The sequence below is a fragment of the Yeosuana sp. genome (assembly GCF_057126245.1).
This window is the reverse complement of sequence record NZ_DBNGMQ010000073.1, coordinates 25,661-45,894: the sequence shown is the minus strand read 5'-3', so window position 1 is coordinate 45,894 and position 20,234 is coordinate 25,661. Positions and strand designations below refer to the sequence as shown.

Genomic DNA, 20,234 nt, shown 5'->3' with positions numbered 1-20,234 from the left:
CTGCTCTTTTTAAAGCTTTCAACCGCACTAGTTGCCAGCTACTTTCGTGTCTGGGACTTTTTACAGTGTCATGATTCTCTGCTCACACACGCTTACACGTGGCACATCCAAATCTCAAAAAACAATTATTATAAAGAACGTTACTTCATAAGAATCTAATACAAATTCACTTTTGAAATGAAAACAACTTTGAGCTGTTATTAAATTCTTATGCTAAGATAAGGTGACAATTCAAAAAAACAAATTTTTTGCCCTATGAGATATTAACTTTTTACAAACCGTAGTTATTAACATTTGTTAATAAAAAAAGCCTTGAATATATTCAAAGCTTTTTTGTGTCTGCAACAAGCAGCAATAACTTTTATTAATGTCTACTTTCTTTAATTCTTGCTTTTTTACCCGTAAGATCTCTAAAGTAGAAAATACGTGCTCTACGTACTTTACCTCTTTTGTTTACTTCAATTTTTTGTAATGCTGGCAAGTTAATTGGAAAGATACGCTCTACGCCAATGGTTCCAGACATTTTTCTAATGGTAAAAGTTTCAGTAGATCCTGAACCTCTTCTTTGAATCACAACACCTCTAAAAAACTGAGTACGCACTTTTTCGCCTTCTCTAATTTCATAGTATACTGTAATAGTGTCTCCAGCACCAAACTCAGGAAAGTCTTTTTTTGCTACAAATTCGTTTTGTACAAATTTTACTAAAGATTCCATATCTTTAAATTTAAATGGTTGATTCGGAACAACATTCACGATTTTCGCCAGAGGTTAACCCGAAATTGGGTGCAAAGATAATTAATAATTACAAATGCACAATTAATATTTTATTTTTTATAGTGTTTCCCTTTGCTTTGCAAAAAGCTATGCTATCCAATAAATTTTTTATGTTCACAAAAGGATATTGCTGCTATCCTTAACACGGGCTTGTTTGCCGTATAAAATTTTATATTCAGCAATAAGGTTATCTAATTACTGTAATTACGAGGAAGAATGACTAACTAATCTCATGAAAGGCACTAAAATTAAAAAGATTGCTTCGTTTCACTCGCAATGACGCTACTCGTCTAACAAATCGGGTCGCTTGTCTTTAGTTCTTTGGTAGGCCTGTTCTTCTCGCCATTTTTCTATTTCTGGTAAATTACCACTAAACAATAATTCTGGAACTTTCATGCCTTTATACTCACGTGGCTTGGTATAAATAGGGGGTGCTAATAAATTATCTTGAAACGAATCGGTTAGAGCAGAGGTTTCATTCCCTAGAACACCTGGTATTAATCGTATGACTGCATCACAAAGTACTGCAGCTGCTAGTTCCCCTCCAGACAATACATAATCACCAATAGAAATTTCTCTAGTAATAAAATGATCGCGAACGCGTTGGTCTACGCCTTTATAATGGCCGCATAATATAATAATGTTTTCTTTAAGCGAAATTTGATTGGCAATGCCCTGTTTTAAAGTATCACCATCCGGCGTCATATATATCACCTCGTCATAATTTCGTTTAGCCTTTAAAGCAGTAATACATTTATCAATAGGTTCAATCATCATTACCATGCCAGCGCCACCGCCAAATTGCGTATCGTCAACAGATTTATAATTGTCAGAGGTATAATCACGCAGGTTATGAAAATGGACTTCTACTAAATTGGCTTCAATTGCGCGTTTTAAAATAGAGGCCTCAAAAGGGCTTTTAAGTAATTCTGGTAAAACAGTAATGATATCTATACGCATCTTGTCTAAAATAGATTGCAAAGATAATTGAATTGTTTGGTTTTACTAAGTCGTTTTTTAAAGTGTCGTTTAAGGTGTATGTATTTAAGTATCGATTCTTGTTCGTTCAACTGGTCTATTAAACACTCATAAACTGTTTCTGGAAAGCTGGTATTTCGGTAATATCAAAAAAAAATCTGTAATTAAATTTACAGATTTTTTAACATTTATTTATAAAGCGAAACCTACTTTTTACCTTTAGCAATTTTTTGTTTATTAATTTCGTCTTGCAGCTGGCGTCGTACTTTTTGCTCTCGCTCTAATGCTGTTTTTCTATGTTCTTCAAACTCTTCTTCCATTTCAAAAAGCGCAAGTTTTGCATCTTTAGTTACTTTATTACTATTGTTGAATTTATAGACAAATAATAGTAATAGTCCCAGCAACCCTGCTATAATAGTCCACATAAGTCCATTATACCCAGTTTTACTCATTTGAATGCCAAATAGCGACATGCTATTTTTCTCAGTATTCGTTTTGTCTAAGTCACTTTTTGTGTTTTCAAGATTAGTTTTTAAAGCAGCAATTTCTTTTGATTGATTACCAACAACAGTTTGAGTATCTAATAATTCTTTACGGACAGCATTTAAAGAGTCAAGTGTGTGAGCTTTTAATTCATAAAGCCAATTACGCCTAATGACCTCATAGGTTTGTCCGCGCTCATCTCTCCAGCTACTAGATTTTTTTATAACGTATTCAAATTGGTTTTCAATTGTACCGCTATCTAACGAAAGTGTTTCTTCTTCTTGAGTTGATTGTGCAAAAAAGCTGAATGAGCATAAGAAAAAAAATGCAACAGATAATGATTTTATATAGGTCATATTATAATTGGTTATATTATATGTTTACGAAGTTAAAAAATTATGTCTAGTATTAAATTTAAATTTAATAAAAAGCCTCATTAATGAGGCTTAAATATATACGAATGTCAAATTAGTTTAGATGTTTTTATTTTAATAGTATGTATAACGTCTAACTTTAGCAATATATTTTGCAAGTCTTATTACTTGATGGCTATAGCCATATTCATTATCATACCAGATATATAAAACAACATTTTTACCATCTTTACCCACTATAGTTGCTTTACTATCAAAAATGGAAGGCGCGGAACTACCAACGATATCACTAGATACAAGCTCATCACTTAATTCATATTTAATTTGTTCAACTAAGTCACCTTCAAGCGCATATTTTTTAATAATGGTATTTATTCCCGAAACAGATGTTGCGTTTTCTAATTCTAAATTTAAAATTGCTAACGATCCATTAGGAACAGGAACACGTATGGCATTTGAAGTTAATTTCCCTTCTAAACTTGGTAAGGCTTTAGATACGGCACTGCCAGCACCAGTTTCAGTAATGACCATATTAAGCGCAGCAGCTCTTCCTCGACGGTATTTTTTATGATAATTATCTACTAAGTTCTGATCGTTTGTGTAAGCATGAATGGTTTCAAGATGACCACTTATTACACCAAAGGAATCTTCAACAGCCTTTAAAATAGGCGTAATAGCATTTGTAGTACATGATGCTGCTGAGAAAATCGTTACGTGATCAGGGTTATGCGCTAAATGATTGACACCATGAACAATATTAGGAACACCTTTTCCTGGTGCGGTGAGTAACACTTTATGTACCCCTTTAGATTTTATATGTCTGCTTAAGGCTTCTTTATCTCTAAAAGCACCTGTATTATCAATCACTAAAGCATTATTGATGTGATATTTGGTATAATCAATATCTTCAGGTTGATTGGCGTTAATAATATAAACCGTAGTTCCATTTATAATGAGTGCATTTTTTTTAACATCAATAGAAACGGTACCAGAAAAATCTCCATGAACAGAATCATTACGTAACAAAGCCGCTCTTTTTTCAAGCGTAATTTCATCTGTTGAACCACGAGTTACAATTGCTCTTAAGCGCAGTTGAGAGCCTTTGCCCGTTCTAGCCATAAGTTCACGAGCAACCAAACGGCCTATTCGTCCAAAACCATACAATACAACATCTTTGGGTTCTATTTCTGATTTTTTACCAGCATCTTTTAATTTTCTCGCTACAAAAGATGTGGCATTATTATATTTACTACTTTCCAAATGATATTCATAAGTAAGTTTACCTATATCAAGTTTTGCAGGTGGCACATCTAATGTTTTAATAGCTTGAGCAATTTCAACCGAATCAAAAACCGAAATCGGTTTTTGAACAAATTTTCCTGCATATTCATGCAGATTTAAAATTTGACTCACATTTCTATCAATTAACTGGTTTCTAAATAGAACTAACTCAATAGATTTGTCATACCAAAGATCGCTTATAATTTTAATAAATTCTACGGTAGCTCGTCTTCTGTCAGCTTGAAAGACGAGTTCTTTATCATAAGTTTTGTCAAAACTCATTGTTTAAAATATTAGTTTGTTTTTCTTTAATTTTGGCAAAAATACCATATTTCAAACGTTTTCGTAATGTATTTTAATAAAAAAACAAACCTCTTTAGAATCAACTAAAGAGGTTTATAAGGATAGATTTTGTTTAAAGTTATTATCTAAAATTATAACGTTCTTTTTCCCCATTTGTGTTTATAAGTTCAATTCTTAAAGGGTCATTAGAACTCCTGTTCTTAATAATGTTTTGAACATCTTCAACCGTGCTTATTTTTTTGTCATTAATGGATGTAATAATAGAACCTACTTTAACACCATTATTTATCCAATAGTCTTCATACTTAATGTTTAACTGAATAATTTTAACACCATTGGAAGCTTTTAGTTTTTTTAAATCTTCGGGTTTGGCGTTTTTTACTTGTCCAACTAAGGGTAGTGTAAACGTGTCTTTTTTAGTTAAGGTTACAGGGATTGTTTTAATTGAACCATCTCTAGTAATGGTTAAATTTACAATATCATCAGGTCGTTTTGCACTTAGGTGCCCTGTTAAATCTGAAAATTTTGATACTTTAATATTGTCAATTTCCTTAATAATATCTCCTTTTTTAACACCCGCTTTTTCAGCACCAGAATCTTCAATAACATGATCAATATAAACACCTTCAGTTTCCGCAACACCAATTTTTTCAGCAATACCACTATTAAGAGCACCACCTGATATTCCTAAAATACCATTTTGAACATTTCCATATTCCATAATGTCTTCAATCACTTTTCTGGCAATATTACTAGGTACTGCAAAAGAATACCCAATATAAGAACCTGTTTGCGAAGAGATAGCGGTATTAATACCAATAAGATCTCCGTTAGTGTTTACTAATGCACCACCAGAATTACCTGGATTTACAGCAGCATCTGTTTGAAGAAAAGATTGCGTATTACTTCCTGATAAGTCTCTTGATTTGGCACTAATAATTCCTGCTGTGACGGTAGAAGTTAAATTAAAAGGGTTTCCAACAGCGAGCACCCATTCTCCTATTTTCACTTGATCTGAATCTCCAAAAGTAGCATAATGTAAGTCCTCATCAGTATCAATTTTTATTAGGGCAATGTCTGTTTTTGGGTCTGAACCAATAATTTTTGCATCATAGGTTTTATTATTATTCAGTGTGACCGAAAGTTCTTGTGAATTATCTATCACATGATTATTTGTAATAATATACCCATCAGCGGTAATAATAACACCAGAACCGGTACCTATTTGAGCGCGTTGAGAACGTCTTCCGAAGAATAAATCTTCAATGGTCATTTGGCCAGAACTTACAGCTAAATTTTTAACATGAACCACAGTGTTAATACTATTTTCGGCTGCATACGTCAAGTCTGGAGCATTATAGACCGCATTTATATTATTAACGTTACTTGCCGGAAGAAATAAGGGTTTCGTTTCTGTTTGATTTAGAACAATATTCTTGTTGTCATCTAAAAACAACTTATAGGCACCTAAAGTTAGAAACCCACCGAAGGCCGAAACAATTACTAAAGTTAAAATCTTCTTCATCATTTTTACAGTTTTATTTTTTTAATAAGAACGTTTAAAAATAATTATTTATTGAGTGACTATTTTTCTTTTAACGATTTTTAACGTCAATTTTAACGACTATTTAACAACATAAAAACCCGTATAATATTTATATATTTGTGTTACGTTATGCAACAGTCATTTTATAAATATCAAGGAACCGGAAACGATTTTGTGATGATAGATAATCGTCAACAATTGTTTAACAAAAAGAATACCAAATATATTGCGCATTTATGTGACAGACGTTTTGGCATAGGAGCAGATGGACTTATCTTATTGGAAAATCATAAAGAACTGGATTTCAAAATGGTATATTTTAATGCCGATGGCAATGAAAGTACTATGTGTGGTAATGGCGGACGCTGCTTAGTAGCTTTTGCAAAACAATTAGGCGTAATAACTGATAAAGCTATTTTTGAGGCTATTGATGGTTTACATCATGCGAAAATAGAAAATGATATTGTGAAGCTTCAAATGCAGGATGTGACTCGTATTGAAAAGCATGTAAATCATGTGTTTTTAAATACAGGATCGCCACATCATGTGCAGTTTGAAAATGACATAGGAGGTTTTGAAATAAAAAGTAAAGGTGCTAAAATACGATATGGAGAACCTTACAACGAAAGTGGAAGCAATGTAAATTTCGTAAAGAAGATTTCTGATGCCACGTTCGCTGTAAGAACTTATGAACGTGGTGTAGAAGATGAAACCTTGTCATGCGGAACAGGTGTAACAGCTGTAGCATTAGCTATGAATTATTTAGGAGAAACAAGTAAAAACCTTGTTGTTTTAAAAACACAGGGTGGTGATTTGAAAGTCTCTTTTAATAGAATGGAGGATTCTTATAAGGATATTTGGCTTATAGGGCCGGCAACATTTGTTTACAAAGGAACTATATGATTACATTAAAAGGTGAAAATATCTATTTACGTGCTTTAGAACCTGAAGATTTAGATTTTATTCATACCATAGAAAATGATGAATCGCTTTGGGAACTTAGTAATACATTGGTTCCTTATTCCAAATTTTTAATCAAACAATATTTAGAACATTCCCATAAAGATATTTTTGAAGTAAAACAATTAAGGCTGGTGATTTCCACATATAAAGAGGAGCCATTAGGAATGATAGATTTGTTTGATTTTGATTTCAAAAATAGCAGAGCAGGTTTAGGTATTTTGGTAAAGGACTTAAAAGACAGAAAATTGGGTTATGGTAGTGAGGCCTTACAATTATTAATAAACTATAGTTTTAATCATTTAGATTTACATCAGTTATATTGCAATATCTCAGAAGAAAATGAAGGGAGTATAAAGCTTTTTGAAAGTCATGGATTTCTTAAAATTGGCTTAAAAAAGGATTGGAATTATGTTGAAGGTGCTTATAAAAACGAATACTTATTTCAATTATTAAATAAATAAATGTATATCAAAAAAATTCTTTTATCAATTGTGTTTTTAGGCTTAGTTGCGGCAGGGTACTTTGCCTATTTTGTGTATGGTGCCATGTTTAAACCAAATACGGCATTTAATAATGAAAAGGCCTATGTGTATATTTCAACAAATTCAACTTATAATAATGTGCGTGAGCAACTAGAACCGCTGCTAAAAAATATGGGTAAGTTTGATGTGCTTGCGAAGCAAAAAAAATATATTTCAAATATTAAAGCTGGTCGTTATCTAATTAAAAAAGATATGAGTAATAACGATATTATTAATTCTATCAGAAGTAATAATATACCCATTCAAGTCTCTTTTAATAACCAGGAAACCATTGAAAATCTGGCAGGTAGAGTAAGTTCTCAAATTGAAGCAGATAGCATATCATTAGTACAGGTAATGTTTGATGAAACGTTTTTAAAGGAAAATAATTTTAATAAGAGAACTGCTTTAGGAATGTATCTTCCGAACAGTTATGAGTTTTTTTGGAATACGTCAGCTGAACAATTTAGAGCACGTATGTTAAAAGAATACAATCGATTTTGGACAAATACGAGAATCAAAAAGGCTGAAGACATCGGTCTAAGCCCTTCTCAAGTAATTGCCTTAGCTTCCATTGTTTATGAAGAATCTAAAAAACCTGAAGAACAACCAACAATTGCTGGTGTTTATATAAACAGACTAAACGTTGGTATGCCATTGCAAGCAGATCCTACTATCAAATTTGCAGCCTATCAATTGCCAGAATATAAGAACAAGGTGATTAGGCGTGTTTTAAACGTGCATAAAGAAATTGATTCGCCTTATAATACCTATATGTATCGTGGATTGCCTCCTAGTCTTATTGCTATGCCAGACATATCTGCTATTGATGCTGTTTTAAATTACGAAAAACATAAATACTATTATTTTGCTGCTGATGCTAAACGACTAGGTTATCATAAGTTTGCAAAAAATCTGACTCAACATAATATTAATGCTAGAGAGTACCAAAGATATTTGTCATCTCAAGGAATAAGAAATTAGTTTTGCGTGTAATAGTTAAACATGTTATATTTTTACTTTTAGTATCTTTTTCTTCATTGTCCCAAACCACGCTTAGTTCATTTTTAAAACCTAGTGATACCTTAAATAAGCAAAGGCATAATACAATTTTAATCTCTAAGGCTTCCATTGCGGGCGTTACCCTTATTGGTTTAAATCAATTATGGTATTCAGAGTATGATAAATCTAAATTTCATACCATTAATGATAATAAAGAATGGATGCAAATGGATAAACTTGGACATGTTTTTTCATCGTATCAACTTAGCAGATTAGGAGCTGGTCTATTTAATTGGAGTGGAGCACCTAAAAACAATCAATTAATTTATGGAGCTACTTTTGGTTTTGGTTTTCTTACCGCTGTTGAAGTGTTTGATGGTTTTTCAAAAGAATGGGGATTTTCATGGGGTGATGTCGCCACAAATGCCCTTGGTGCCGGCTTATTTGTTGGGCAAGAATTACTTTGGGATGAGCAAAGAATTGCTATAAAATACTCTTTTCATCAAACCATGTATGCATCTCAGAACCCTGATAAGTTAGGAAAAAGCTTTAATGAACAAATTTTAAAAGACTATAACGGTCAAACATATTGGCTAAGTTTTAACTTACAGGCTTTTTTTAAAGAAAAGAAATTTCTACCATGGCTTAACATTGCCGTTGGTTATGGGGCTCACGGTATGTTAAACGGATTGAAAGATATTGACAATCAGATGTTAACAAATAATAATAGACATAGGCAGTTCTATATAAGTTTTGATGTAAATTTGGAAAATATTAATACAAACTCACGATTTTTAAAATTAATTTTTACTGCTTTTAATACGATAAAAGTTCCATTTCCTACCCTAGAATTTAGCAAAAATAAGTGTGTATTTCATCCGTTATACTTTTAAAGAATACACATAATCGATTAATTTTGATATACTTAAAAAAAAGTGTAATTTTGCACGCTCAAATTTTCAAGCTTTTTTGCTGAAGAAATTTAGAAATTATGAAAAAAAATATTGCAAGTTATTCAACCCTCGCACTTACAATATCTATTCTGTTGTATGTTTCGCTTTCATCAAATAAAGCGATAGATTCTAGTAAGTACTCTACAGATGGCTTAGTATTGAATTATACAGTTAGCGAAGATACAGAAACTAGTTCTAGTGATTTAGCATTGTTGAACCCAGATGAATCATTTTCTCCTTATTTAGGGAAATCTCTGGTAGGATTTAAAGAAGCTGTAGGATTTAAAGAATCAGGAGGAGACTATTCTTCTGTTAATACGTATGGTTATTTAGGTAAGTATCAATTTGGAAAAGAAACTTTAAAAATGATTGGGATTTATAATTCTGAACATTTTTTAAACAACCCAGAACTTCAAGAACGTGCTTTTATAGCAAATGCTGAGCGCAATAAGTGGATTTTAAGACGCGATATTAAAAGGTTTGTTGGGAAAAAAGTGAATGGGATTCTTGTCACTGAATCGGGTATTTTAGCTGCTGCTCACTTAGCAGGTCCAGGCAGTGTAAAAAATTATTTAAGAAGTTACGGAACAGAAATCTTTTCTGATGCTTATGGCACCACTGTGGAGTATTATATGAAACGTTTTTCTGGGTATGATACGTCCTCGTTAAAACCAAATAAGAATGCTAAGGCAATTTCGGTTTAAAACACAATAATCAACTTTTATGAATAATAAATATTGTAGGTCTCTTGTGGAGGTCTACAATATTTTTTTTCCATTCACTAATAGGTAATGTTTTTATGTATTCTGTTGGTAACGTAATGTCACAGGCAACACAAACCAAGGTGTTAGCTTCAAGTGAGTCACACATATCTTGGAGCATTTTATTATTTCTATAAGGAGTTTCAATAAAAATTTGTGATTGATTTTGTTTAAAAGAGATTTGTTCTAGATGTTTTAGTTCTTTTCTTCTATCTCCTTTGTCAATAGGTAAATAGCCGTTAAAAGCAAAACTTTGCCCGTTCATTCCAGAGCTCATTAAAGCTAATAAAATAGAAGATGGCCCCACTAAAGGAACAACGGTTATGTTTTTTTGATGGGCAATTTTAACAACATCAGCCCCAGGATCAGCGATACCTGGACAACCAGCCTCTGATATAAGGCCAACATTGATTCCGTCAAGACATGGCTCTAAGAATTCAGGTAATAAACTTGCATCTGTATACTTATTGAGTAAAAATAGTTTTAAGGACGCTTGTGATTTACCTGAGCTAATTTTCTTAATAAAGTGTCTCGCCGTTTTCTCGTTTTCAACAATATAGATATCAGTTTGCTCAATAATTTTTTTGACTGATATAGGTAATACTTCTAAAGGTTCATTATCACCTAAAGTAGTTGGAATAAGGTATAGTTTTCCTTTTACAGCGTTCATCTAATCGTTTAATCTAAAAATTAAGGATTAAAAATACTAAATATTTTTGTAGCAATATTTATCAGGTTAATTTATCTGCAATGATTGTACATGCTTCATCGAGCATTTTGTATACATTTTCAAAACCTTGTTCACCACCATAATAAGGGTCTGGTACATCATAGTTTTGATTGGGGTAAATTTCATTCAAAATGAATTTAACTTTTGCTCTGTCTTGCTCTTTTCTAGCTAGTGATAAAACATTAATGTAATTAGCTTCGTCCATAACATAAATAGAATCAAATCTATCAAAATCATTCACATTAAACTGTCTGCCTTTTAAGGTAGAAATATTAATACCATATTTTTTAGCGACAGACACTGAACGTCTATCTGGTGAGTTACCAACATGGTAATTTGCAGTGCCAGCTGAATCTATATTGAATTTATCTTCTGGGAGTTTCGATTTTAGAATGCCTTCAGCTAATGGAGATCGGCATATATTACCCAAGCAAACCATTAAAATATTAGTCATTACAATGAAATATTAGATAGATAGTTTTTTACCAATATCTTCAACATACTTTCTGAATTGTTTATCTGTTGATGATAAATTATCTACTGTTTTACAGGCATGAAGCACTGTTGCGTGATCTCTTTTTCCAATTTGAGAACCAATACTAGCCAAAGAGGCCTTTGTGAACTTTTTAGCAAAAAACATAGCCAATTGTCTCGCCTGTACAATGTGACGTTTTCTTGTTTTTGATTGTAACGTATCCACATCCATTTGGAAATAATCAGATACTACTTTTTGAATATAGTCAATAGAAACTTCGCGTTTCGTATTTTTTACAAACTTCTCTACAATTTGTCTTGCAAGGTCAATCGTAATTTCTTTTTTATTGAAAGACGATTGAGCTATTAAAGAGATAATAGCGCCTTCAAGCTCTCTTACATTTGTTTTAATATTTTTAGCAACAAAATCAATGATATCATCAGGCATCTCCACGCCATCACGATATAGTTTGTTTTTTAAAATAGAAACTCTTGTTTCAAAATCTGGATGTTGTAATTCTGCTGAAAGCCCCCATTTAAAACGAGATAATAAACGTTGCTCTATGTCTTGCATATCAACAGGTGCTTTGTCACTTGTTAATATCACTTGTTTTCCGTTTTGGTGTAAATGATTAAATATATGGAAGAATACATCTTGTGTACCAGATTTGCCAGAAAGGAATTGAACATCGTCAATAATAAGGATGTCAATTATTTGATAAAAATGAATAAAATCATTTCTGTTATTCTTCTTTACAGAGTCAATATATTGTTGGGTAAACTTTTCTGCAGAAATATATAAAACCGTTTTTTCTGGGTATTTATCTTTAATATCAACACCAATAGCATGAGCCAAATGTGTTTTTCCTAGGCCAACGCCTCCAAAAATCAATAACGGGTTAAATGAAGTTCCTCCTGGCTTATTTGCGACAGCTAATCCTGCACTACGTGCTAATCTGTTTGAATCTCCTTCTAAGAAATTTTCAAAGCTATAATTTGGATTTAGTTGTGATTCAATTTTTACATTACGAATTCCAGGAATAACAAATGGATTACGTAATTCAGGGTTTTTATTATTTAAAGGAATATCTACATCTTGTGCCTTAACGGCAGCTCTGTTAGAGCTAGGAATTTTTTCGGTAAAAGGTTGCTTGTTGCCGTACGTGTTTTCCATTTTAATAATGTAAACAAGTTTGGCTTTTTCGCCCAACTCTTTAGTTAAGGATACTTTAAGTATTTTTACATAATGTTCCTCAAGCCATTCATAAAAGAATTTACTAGGAACTTGAATGCTTAATGCATTGTCGTCAAGCTTCACTGCGGTAATTGGTTCAAACCAAGTTTTGTAGGCTTGCGGTTGAATATTATCTTTTATGAATTCAAGACAATTTTTCCATACCGATTGCGCAGTTTTACTCATTAATTTCGTTTTTTGGTTTGTTAGTTAGATAAAAAAGAGAAGTTTATTCTCAATCCCCAATTGTTCGACAAATATGTGGACAAAATTCTTAAAAAAAAAATCATTTGCTATTGAATATTAAAAATTTTTTTCTCATGTTTAAACCGTAGTCGAAACTACAAAAAAATATTTAATTATGACAATGAAATTCGATGAAATTCAAATAAGAGTGAGGTATGGTGAAACAGACCAAATGGGTATCGTATATCACGGCAACTATCCTTTATATTTGGAAATGGGTAGAATTGAATGGTTAAGAAAAATGGGAGTTTCATATAAAAAAATGGAAGAAGACGGGATTATGTTACCTGTAATTTCTTTAGCCCTAAATTATAAAATACCAGCGCATTATGATGATGTAATTAATGTAAAAACACAACTTAAAAAACGACCTTCTGCTAAGATAGAATTTGAATATGAAATCACTAACGAAAAAGGACAAATTATTACTACTGCAGAAGTAGTTTTAGCCTTTGTTGATATGAAAACGAACCGGCCTGTTAGAGCACCTCAGTATATATTAGATATTATTGATGCGTAGTTTAAACGGTTTTAATAGAAACTTCAAACATATTTTTAAAAGTTTTAAAAACTGAATCTGAATCTTTTTCTCTAACAGAAATGCTAATCTGACAATTAAGTTCTAATTTTTGGTTATGAATAGTTAAGTTTTTCTCTTTAATAATTCGCATCACCTTATTCATGTTTTTGTACTCAAAGGTGATAAGGTAGTCTATATTAATTGTTTTTGTTATGATTTTGGAATTTTCCAAAGCTAATTGAGCACTGGTTTTATAGGCGTTAATTAAACCTCCAACGCCTAACTTTACACCACCAAAATATCGAACAACGACTATTAATATGTTGGTAACTTCAAAAGATTGTATTTGTCCATAAATTGGCATGCCTGCAGAGTTGTTGGGTTCGCCATCATCATTAGCTCTGTATATAATAGATTCAGTTCCTAATTGATAGGCATAACACCAATGCCTCGCTGCATGATGCATTTTCTTTAATTCAGATAAATGATTTTTTACATCGTCTTCACTTAAAACAGGAAAAGCATACCCAAAAAACTTACTGTTTTTGTCTTTAAACAAAACTTCTTCAGATGAGCTTTTAATCGTTTTATATGTGTCTTTTTTTGTCAATACCTTAAAATAACTCTTTTTTAGTTTCAAAGAGTGTCACCACATCTTCAGTTTCAGGATTTAAGTGCCACGTATTAAAACCTAATTTTTTAGCAGTTTTAATATTGTCCTTATTATCATCAATAAATAAAGTGTGTTTTGATTCTATGTTATTTTCTTTTAACACAAATTCAAAAATATCATCATTAGGCTTTCTTAATTGTATTTCATTTGAAAGGTAAAACTTATCAAAACAGTTTTTGAAATCTTCAAAAAAAGATATATTCGTTTTCACCCAATCAATATGAAGTTCATTGGTGTTACTTAATAGAATAAGCTTATATTTTGAGGCGTCTTTGAGTCCTTTTAAAAACTCAAGCCTTTGTTTCGGGAAGTCTTTCAACATAAAATTCCAAGTATCAATAATGCTGTCTTCAGAAACATTAGGGAAATTTTCAAAATAAAATTCAATGAACTCATTGGTAGACATTAACCCTTGCTCATAAAGACAATTAATTGCAGTCATTTCTTCGGCAACTTCATTCATCTTAAAAGTCTCAAGTGCTTTTTTTAATGCACCGTCAATATCAAGATTTAAAAAAACATTTCCAAAATCAAAAACTAATGTTTTAATCATTTTTATATATTTTTAAGATATCATTTTTAATATTTTTTTCAGAAACTAAAAGCCCTGAAATCGTTGGTGCTTTAACACCCTTTTTGAAAGTGCAATCTCCTATAAAAACTCTGGCTTCATCCCAAAGATTTTCATTTATAAAGGTTTGCAGTGTTTTAGTGCCGCCTTCAATGATAACTGATACTATGTTGTTTTCAAACAGAACAGTACAGATTTGCTCAGCTACTCTATGAGTAAAGTCTATATCATTTTTTGTTATCAAAATGGTTTTAGCCTGATGGTTAAAAACACTATCAGTTTTAGCTAATTCTCTCTCTTTATCAATAACGATTCTCACAGGGTTTTCTCCAGTCCAATCTCTAACGGTTAAACTTGGATTATCATTTAAAACGGTATTAAATCCAACTAAAATAGCTTGTTCTTCAGCACGCCATTTATGTACTAATTGCCTTGAAAATTCATTTGTAATCCAGATGGGTTTTTGTTTGTTTTTGGTCTCTGGAGCAATAAAACCATCGTTAGTTTGTGCCCATTTTAAAATAATGTGCGGTCTTTTCTTATTATGAAATGTAAAAAAACGTTTATGTAATGTTTTGCATTGCTGTTCTAACACACCTACTGTGACGTTGCAACCCGAATTTATGAGCTTTTGAATGCCTTTGCCAGCAACCATTTCGTTATCATCAAGACATCCAATAATTACGTTAGGGATTTTACATGAAATTATCAAATCGCTACAAGGTGGTGTTTTACCATAATGACTGCAGGGCTCTAGGGTTACATATAAGGTAGCTTTTTCTAAAAGTGATTTGTCTGAAACGGAATGAATAGCGTTAACTTCTGCGTGATTACCACCATATTTACTGGTAAAGCCTTCTCCTAAAATCTTATTATTATAAACAATAACGCAGCCAACCATCGGATTAGGACGTGCAGTTCCTAGTCCATTTTTTGCAATTTCAATACATCGTTTTATGTATTTTTCATGTATATTCACATCACAAAAATAAGATTAAAAATTGGGTATAAATAATATCAAAATAAGAGAAATTCAACCAAAAGATAATGCACAAATAGAAGCTGTTATAAGGGGGTGTTTTCATGAGTTTAAAATTCCTTTAGTAGGAACTGCTTACGAAGATGATGAAACGCCAAATATGTATGAGTCTTATCAAAATAGCAACGATGTGTATTTTGTAATTGATACAGATGGTGAAATTCTTGGCGGTGGTGGTGTTAAGCCATTAAAAAACTTTGAAGATAAAGATGTTTGTGAGATTCAAAAAATGTATTTTTCACCAAAAATACGTGGAAAAGGCTACGGAAAATTATTGTTTGAAAAATGTATGGAAGTTGCCAAAGAGTTGGGATATAAAAAAGCTTATGTAGAATCTGCGCCGCAATTAAAAGCCGCTATTCATATCTATGAATCTTACGGATTTACCCATTTAGACAAGGCTTTGGGCGATACTGGTCATTTTTCCTGTGGTGTTTGGATGATAACAGATATATGAAGTTACAGGATATCAAAGAATTATTCCAAAAGGAATTAAACGGCTTATATGAGCGTACAGAAATAGATAATTTCTTTTTTATGCTTATTGAGAGTTATTTAAGCTTAAAACGTATTGATTTAGCTTTAAATCCTGAAATTTCATATCCTAATGAAAAATATCAAGATTTACAAGATGCTTTAGTGAGCTTAAAACAACAAACACCAATTCAATATATAATAGGCGAGACAGAATTTTTTGGTTTCCCTTTTAAAGTAAATCCAAATGTTTTAATTCCCAGACCCGAGACCGAAGAGCTAGTAGATTGGATTCTTAACCAAGAAAAAACAAGCAAAAACCAACAACCACGTATTCTAGATATTGGTACTGGAAGTGGTTGTATTGCCATTTCACTAGCAAAAAAACTACCAAAAGCGAAGGTTTATGCCTTAGATGTTAGTAAAAACGCTATCAATCTAGCCAAACAAAATATGGCATTAAATAATGTGACTGTTGATTTTTTTGAAGCAGATATTTTAAATTCAGAAACATGGAGTGAAGCATTTAAAAGATTAAATTTTGATGTAATCGTTTCAAATCCACCATATGTTCGTGAGTTAGAAATGAGAGAAATGAAAGCTAATGTTTTAAAAAACGAGCCTCATTTAGCCTTATTTGTTAAAAATGACAATCCGCTACTGTTTTACCAAGCTATAACCCAATATGCTGTTAATAATTTAGGTGATAAAGGTTCTTTGTTTTTTGAAATCAATGAGTATCTTGGAAACCGAATGATTCAACTTTTAGAAGACAATAGATTTGATAATGTTCAACTAAAACAAGATATCTTTAAAAAAGATAGAATGATTAAAGCATTAAAACGAATATGAACTCAATATCAGTTTTTTGTGGCAGTAGCGAAGGCAATGATGCTCATATTATTACGCGGGCCTATCAATTAGGAGTTAAGTTTGCTGAAATGGGTGTTACTTTAGTTTATGGTGCGGCAAAAATTGGCATTATGGGTCAAGTCGCTCAAGGGGTGTTAGATAAGGATGGTCATATTATTGGTGTGATTCCGGAATTTTTAAAACGAAAGGAAGTGTATCATCCCAACCTTTCAGAATTAATTGTAACAGAAAATATGCACCAACGAAAAGTAATTATGTATGAGAAAAGCGATGGTTTTATGATTCTACCGGGTGGATTTGGTACTATGGACGAATTTTTTGAGATTACAACTTGGGGTCAATTAGGGTTACACACCAAACCTATTGGAATTTTAAACATCAATGGTTTTTATAATGATTTGTTGGGACTAGCCAAAAATATGGCAAAAAAAGGCTTTTTAAAGCAATCAAATTTAGATGCATTGGTTATAAGTGATTCAATTGAAGGTTTGTTGGAAAAAATGAATAATTATAAACCATTACCAACGCCAAAGAGGTTAAATATGAATCAAATTTAGAAATGGATATAAAACAACAAATAGAAAAACTTCGAATTGAATTAAATGAGCATAATTATAACTATTATGTACTTGATAATCCAACTATTTCAGATTTTGAGTTTGATATAAAACTTAAAGAACTCCAAGACTTAGAATCTAAACATCCCGAGTTTTTTGATGCTAATTCGCCCACACAGCGCGTAGGAGGAGAAATCACTAAGAATTTTGAGACCATTCCTCATGGTTTTCGCATGTATTCATTAGATAATTCTTATTCAAAAGAAGATTTAATCGATTGGGAAACGCGAATTAAAAAATTAGTTGATGGTGATATTCAATTTACCTGTGAGCTTAAATATGACGGTGCATCCATTAGTTTAACCTATGAGAATGGGTTGCTAGTGAGAGCGCTAACGCGTGGCGATGGATTTCAAGGTGATAATGTAACGGCTAATGTAAAAACCATAAAATCAGTTCCCTTAAAATTAAAAGGCGATTTTCCACCTAAGTTTGATATAAGAGGTGAAATTATTCTGCCTTTTGATGGTTTCAATAAAATGAACGAGGAACGCATTGAAATAGGAGAAGAGCCTTATAGAAATCCCAGAAACACGGCTTCTGGTAGTTTAAAATTACAAGATAGTGCTGAAGTTGCCAAGCGGCCTTTAGATTGTTTGTTATATAATTTAGCTGGAACAAATCTGGGTGTTAACACGCAGTTTGAAAGTTTAGTAAAGGCAAGAGAATGGGGATTTAAAGTACCTGACGCTTTAAGGTTGGTAAATTCTATAGATGAGGTTTTTAACTATATAAATTATTGGGATATGCATAGGCATGATTTACCCTATGAAACTGACGGTGTTGTAATTAAAGTAAATAGTTTACAGCAACAAGATGAGCTGGGATATACAGCAAAGTCACCACGTTGGGCTATTGCTTACAAGTTTAAAACAGAACGAGTTTCTACCAAATTAAAAAGTATTTCGTACCAGATAGGAAGAACAGGTGCCATAACACCAGTAGCGAATTTAGAACCTGTTGAATTGGCAGGAACTACTGTAAAACGCGCCTCATTATATAATGCAGACCAAATGAAAAAACTAGATGTTAGAGTAGGTGATGAGGTTTTTGTTGAAAAAGGAGGCGAAATTATTCCTAAAATAGTTGCGGTCGATTTAAGTAAACGTTTACCAAATTCTCAACCTACTAAATATATTACACATTGCCCTGAATGTCAAACCAAATTAGTTAGGCAGGAAGGAGAAGCACAACATTATTGTCCTAATTATAATGGGTGTAAGCCTCAGATTATTGGGCGTATTCAACATTTTATTTCAAGAAAGGCTATGGATATTGAAGGTCTTGGAGGCGAAACTGTAGCGTTATTAGTAAACGCCCATCTCATTAGTGATTATTCAGATTTATACGAAATAACCAAAGAACAGATTGTGCCTCTTGATAGAATGGCAGAAAAAAGTGCGGATAATTTAATAGAAGGTATTAAGAAATCGGTTAACATTCCATTTGAGCGTGTCTTGTATGCATTAGGAATTCGGTATGTAGGCGAAACGGTGGCCAAAAAGTTGGCTAAACATTATAAGAGTATTGATGCCATAGCCTATGCTTCACACGATGATTTAATCAATGTTGATGAAATAGGAATCAAAATAGCACAAAGTGTTCAAGAATTTTTTGCTTCGGAAGACAATATTCATATTATAAATAGATTAAAGCAATTTGGTCTACATTTAGAAATTTCAGCCGAAGAATTAGAGGGCCAGACTAATATTTTTAATGGAAGCATCATTGTTGTTTCAGGTGTATTTCAGACGGTGTCAAGAGACGAATTAAAAAAACTGATTGAAAAAAATGGAGGTAAAGTTAGTAGTTCGATTTCATCAAAAACAAGTTTTATCGTTGCTGGAGATAATATGGGACCAAGTAAAAAAGAGAAGGCAGAAAAATTAGGTATCTCAATAATTAATGAAAATGAATTCTTACAAAAAATTAAATAATATTAGAAATAATCCGATAAAAAGTATTTTTTAATCGTTTAATTGTATTATTTTATTATATTTGTGCATCAACTATAAAATTGTAGTCATGTACAGGTTAAAAGCAGTTGCTGGTTTCGTGTTGTTAATTTACGTAGGGTTTATTGTTTTTCAATTTACCAGTAACCTATATTGGGCTGATATTTTAGATGCTCTAATATTACCCGTAATTACTATTGCATATTTTAGTACGAATGCTAAACCAAATCTATTTTTTAGTATTTTTTTAATTTCTTATTCTATATCAGATTTAATGATTTTCATTGTGGATTCAATGCCTTATATATATTATTATTTTATAGGTAATGGTTTATATATTATCGCTTATATCTCACTTTTAGTAAAAATTTTAAATTCTATTTCATTTACTTATATTATAAAAAATTTCAAACTACATTTATTCGTATTGTTCGCATTAAATATTTACATAGCATATGTTTTACAAGTTATTGTAAATCCTTATATGGTATTAACGTATGAGTATGCTATGGAAATAACTTATAATATATCTATGTTGTTAGTATTAACTTCTTCTTTACTTAATTATTTGTATAGAGAAGACAGGAAATCTTTATTCTTGTTTTTAGGTTCGTTAGCAATAGTTTTTTCTGAAGTTATTGGAGTTGCTTACTTGTATATAGCAGAACAAAACTTATTAAACTTTCTGTCAACCTCATTAACGCTCTTAGCTTTTTATTTTTATTGTAAACAATCGTTGCTTGCAAATGAAGTTAACCAATTTATAAGTTAATTTATTTTCTAGAAATAGTTATTTAAGGGATATCTTTTCTATATATGAAAAGGATTATTGCTGAAAGTGTAAAATTTATTAATTCTGATATAAAAAGTATTCCTTACATAATTGAA

Annotated in this window: 22 protein-coding genes; 11 read left to right on the top strand and 11 right to left on the bottom strand. The window is 31.7% G+C overall.

Annotation, left to right across the window (positions count from 1 at the left end; all coding sequences use genetic code 11):
* Nucleotides 1–364 precede the first annotated feature (364 nt).
* The 5 genes from rplS to AC15TD_RS08990 all read right to left on the bottom strand — a co-directional run bounded on the left by rplS (nucleotide 365) and on the right by AC15TD_RS08990 (nucleotide 5,719).
* Nucleotides 365–715: a 50S ribosomal protein L19 gene (gene rplS, locus AC15TD_RS09010; RefSeq protein WP_484451808.1), complete on the bottom strand. Its 351-nt coding sequence runs from the start codon at nucleotides 713–715 to the stop codon at nucleotides 365–367.
* 342 nt (nucleotides 716–1,057) lie between these two features.
* Nucleotides 1,058–1,735, bottom strand: coding sequence for a tRNA (guanosine(37)-N1)-methyltransferase TrmD (trmD, locus tag AC15TD_RS09005; RefSeq protein ID WP_484451812.1), 678 nt, complete (start codon nucleotides 1,733–1,735; stop codon nucleotides 1,058–1,060).
* 224 nt (nucleotides 1,736–1,959) lie between these two features.
* On the bottom strand, nucleotides 1,960–2,592 hold the full coding sequence (locus AC15TD_RS09000) for a tRNA (guanine-N1)-methyltransferase (protein WP_484451807.1): 633 nt from the start codon (nucleotides 2,590–2,592) through the stop codon (nucleotides 1,960–1,962).
* Nucleotides 2,593–2,724: 132 nt separating this feature from the next.
* Nucleotides 2,725–4,173: a glyceraldehyde-3-phosphate dehydrogenase gene (locus AC15TD_RS08995; RefSeq protein ID WP_484451806.1), complete on the bottom strand. Its 1,449-nt coding sequence runs from the start codon at nucleotides 4,171–4,173 to the stop codon at nucleotides 2,725–2,727.
* 142 nt (nucleotides 4,174–4,315) lie between these two features.
* Nucleotides 4,316–5,719 carry a trypsin-like peptidase domain-containing protein gene (locus tag AC15TD_RS08990; protein WP_484451811.1) on the bottom strand — a complete coding sequence of 468 codons (1,404 nt, stop codon included), beginning with the start codon at nucleotides 5,717–5,719 and terminating at the stop codon, nucleotides 4,316–4,318.
* A 150-nt stretch (nucleotides 5,720–5,869) separates the two neighbouring features.
* Between AC15TD_RS08990 and dapF the strand changes: the two genes are divergently transcribed.
* The 5 genes from dapF (at nucleotide 5,870) to AC15TD_RS08965 (ending at nucleotide 9,883) form a co-directional block, all read left to right on the top strand.
* Nucleotides 5,870–6,643, top strand: a complete 774-nt coding sequence (gene dapF, locus AC15TD_RS08985) for a diaminopimelate epimerase (RefSeq protein ID WP_484451805.1) — start codon at nucleotides 5,870–5,872, stop codon at nucleotides 6,641–6,643.
* Entirely contained in the window at nucleotides 6,640–7,164 is a 525-nt protein-coding gene (locus tag AC15TD_RS08980) for a GNAT family N-acetyltransferase (RefSeq protein ID WP_484451804.1), read from the top strand. The genes dapF and AC15TD_RS08980 overlap by 4 nt, the downstream gene beginning before the upstream one ends.
* The gene (mltG, locus tag AC15TD_RS08975) at nucleotides 7,165–8,208 is read left to right on the top strand and encodes an endolytic transglycosylase MltG (RefSeq protein ID WP_484451803.1); all 1,044 of its coding nucleotides are present in this window, start codon (nucleotides 7,165–7,167) and stop codon (nucleotides 8,206–8,208) included.
* Between the two features lie 2 nt (nucleotides 8,209–8,210).
* Complete coding sequence (locus AC15TD_RS08970; protein ID WP_484451802.1) at nucleotides 8,211–9,119, top strand: DUF2279 domain-containing protein; 909 nt, start codon at nucleotides 8,211–8,213, stop codon at nucleotides 9,117–9,119.
* A 98-nt stretch (nucleotides 9,120–9,217) separates the two neighbouring features.
* Nucleotides 9,218–9,883 carry a peptidoglycan-binding protein LysM gene (locus tag AC15TD_RS08965; RefSeq protein ID WP_484451801.1) on the top strand — a complete coding sequence of 222 codons (666 nt, stop codon included), beginning with the start codon at nucleotides 9,218–9,220 and terminating at the stop codon, nucleotides 9,881–9,883.
* Between the two features lie 10 nt (nucleotides 9,884–9,893).
* On the opposite strand, the gene AC15TD_RS08960 is transcribed toward AC15TD_RS08965, so the two are convergent.
* The 3 genes from AC15TD_RS08960 to dnaA all read right to left on the bottom strand — a co-directional run bounded on the left by AC15TD_RS08960 (nucleotide 9,894) and on the right by dnaA (nucleotide 12,564).
* Nucleotides 9,894–10,610 (bottom strand): SAM-dependent methyltransferase, encoded by a 717-nt coding sequence (locus tag AC15TD_RS08960; RefSeq protein WP_484451800.1) that lies wholly within the window; start codon nucleotides 10,608–10,610, stop codon nucleotides 9,894–9,896.
* Nucleotides 10,611–10,671: 61 nt separating this feature from the next.
* Complete coding sequence (locus tag AC15TD_RS08955) at nucleotides 10,672–11,124, bottom strand: low molecular weight protein-tyrosine-phosphatase (RefSeq protein WP_484451799.1); 453 nt, start codon at nucleotides 11,122–11,124, stop codon at nucleotides 10,672–10,674.
* Nucleotides 11,125–11,136: 12 nt separating this feature from the next.
* The gene (gene dnaA, locus AC15TD_RS08950) at nucleotides 11,137–12,564 is read right to left on the bottom strand and encodes a chromosomal replication initiator protein DnaA (protein WP_484451798.1); all 1,428 of its coding nucleotides are present in this window, start codon (nucleotides 12,562–12,564) and stop codon (nucleotides 11,137–11,139) included.
* Between the two features lie 181 nt (nucleotides 12,565–12,745).
* On the opposite strand from dnaA, the gene AC15TD_RS08945 reads away from it, so the two are divergent.
* A complete protein-coding gene (locus AC15TD_RS08945; RefSeq protein ID WP_484451810.1) occupies nucleotides 12,746–13,144 on the top strand; it encodes an acyl-CoA thioesterase in 399 nt (132 codons plus the stop codon).
* 1 nt (nucleotide 13,145) lies between these two features.
* Here the strand turns inward: AC15TD_RS08945 and AC15TD_RS08940 are convergent, their stop codons facing one another.
* From AC15TD_RS08940 to ribD, 3 genes are read right to left on the bottom strand one after another with little or no spacing between them, the layout of a single operon-like run.
* Nucleotides 13,146–13,754 carry an IMPACT family protein gene (locus AC15TD_RS08940; RefSeq protein ID WP_484451797.1) on the bottom strand — a complete coding sequence of 203 codons (609 nt, stop codon included), beginning with the start codon at nucleotides 13,752–13,754 and terminating at the stop codon, nucleotides 13,146–13,148.
* Nucleotides 13,755–13,758: 4 nt separating this feature from the next.
* Entirely contained in the window at nucleotides 13,759–14,370 is a 612-nt protein-coding gene (locus AC15TD_RS08935) for an HAD family hydrolase (RefSeq protein WP_484451796.1), read from the bottom strand.
* Nucleotides 14,363–15,367: a bifunctional diaminohydroxyphosphoribosylaminopyrimidine deaminase/5-amino-6-(5-phosphoribosylamino)uracil reductase RibD gene (gene ribD / locus AC15TD_RS08930; protein ID WP_484451795.1), complete on the bottom strand. Its 1,005-nt coding sequence runs from the start codon at nucleotides 15,365–15,367 to the stop codon at nucleotides 14,363–14,365. The genes AC15TD_RS08935 and ribD overlap by 8 nt, the downstream gene beginning before the upstream one ends.
* 22 nt (nucleotides 15,368–15,389) lie before the next feature.
* Here ribD and AC15TD_RS08925 point away from each other — a divergent pair, with 22 nt between their 5' ends.
* The 5 genes from AC15TD_RS08925 (at nucleotide 15,390) to AC15TD_RS08905 (ending at nucleotide 20,118) form a co-directional block, all read left to right on the top strand.
* On the top strand, nucleotides 15,390–15,884 hold the full coding sequence (locus AC15TD_RS08925) for a GNAT family N-acetyltransferase (RefSeq protein ID WP_484451794.1): 495 nt from the start codon (nucleotides 15,390–15,392) through the stop codon (nucleotides 15,882–15,884).
* Nucleotides 15,881–16,753 carry a peptide chain release factor N(5)-glutamine methyltransferase gene (gene prmC, locus AC15TD_RS08920; RefSeq protein ID WP_484451793.1) on the top strand — a complete coding sequence of 291 codons (873 nt, stop codon included), beginning with the start codon at nucleotides 15,881–15,883 and terminating at the stop codon, nucleotides 16,751–16,753. Before AC15TD_RS08925 ends, prmC begins: the two co-directional genes overlap by 4 nt.
* Nucleotides 16,750–17,331: an LOG family protein gene (locus tag AC15TD_RS08915; RefSeq protein ID WP_484451792.1), complete on the top strand. Its 582-nt coding sequence runs from the start codon at nucleotides 16,750–16,752 to the stop codon at nucleotides 17,329–17,331. Before prmC ends, AC15TD_RS08915 begins: the two co-directional genes overlap by 4 nt.
* A gap of 2 nt (nucleotides 17,332–17,333) precedes the next feature.
* Nucleotides 17,334–19,328 (top strand): NAD-dependent DNA ligase LigA, encoded by a 1,995-nt coding sequence (gene ligA / locus AC15TD_RS08910; protein ID WP_484451791.1) that lies wholly within the window; start codon nucleotides 17,334–17,336, stop codon nucleotides 19,326–19,328.
* Nucleotides 19,329–19,416: 88 nt separating this feature from the next.
* Nucleotides 19,417–20,118: a hypothetical protein gene (locus tag AC15TD_RS08905; RefSeq protein WP_484451790.1), complete on the top strand. Its 702-nt coding sequence runs from the start codon at nucleotides 19,417–19,419 to the stop codon at nucleotides 20,116–20,118.
* Nucleotides 20,119–20,234 lie beyond the last annotated feature (116 nt).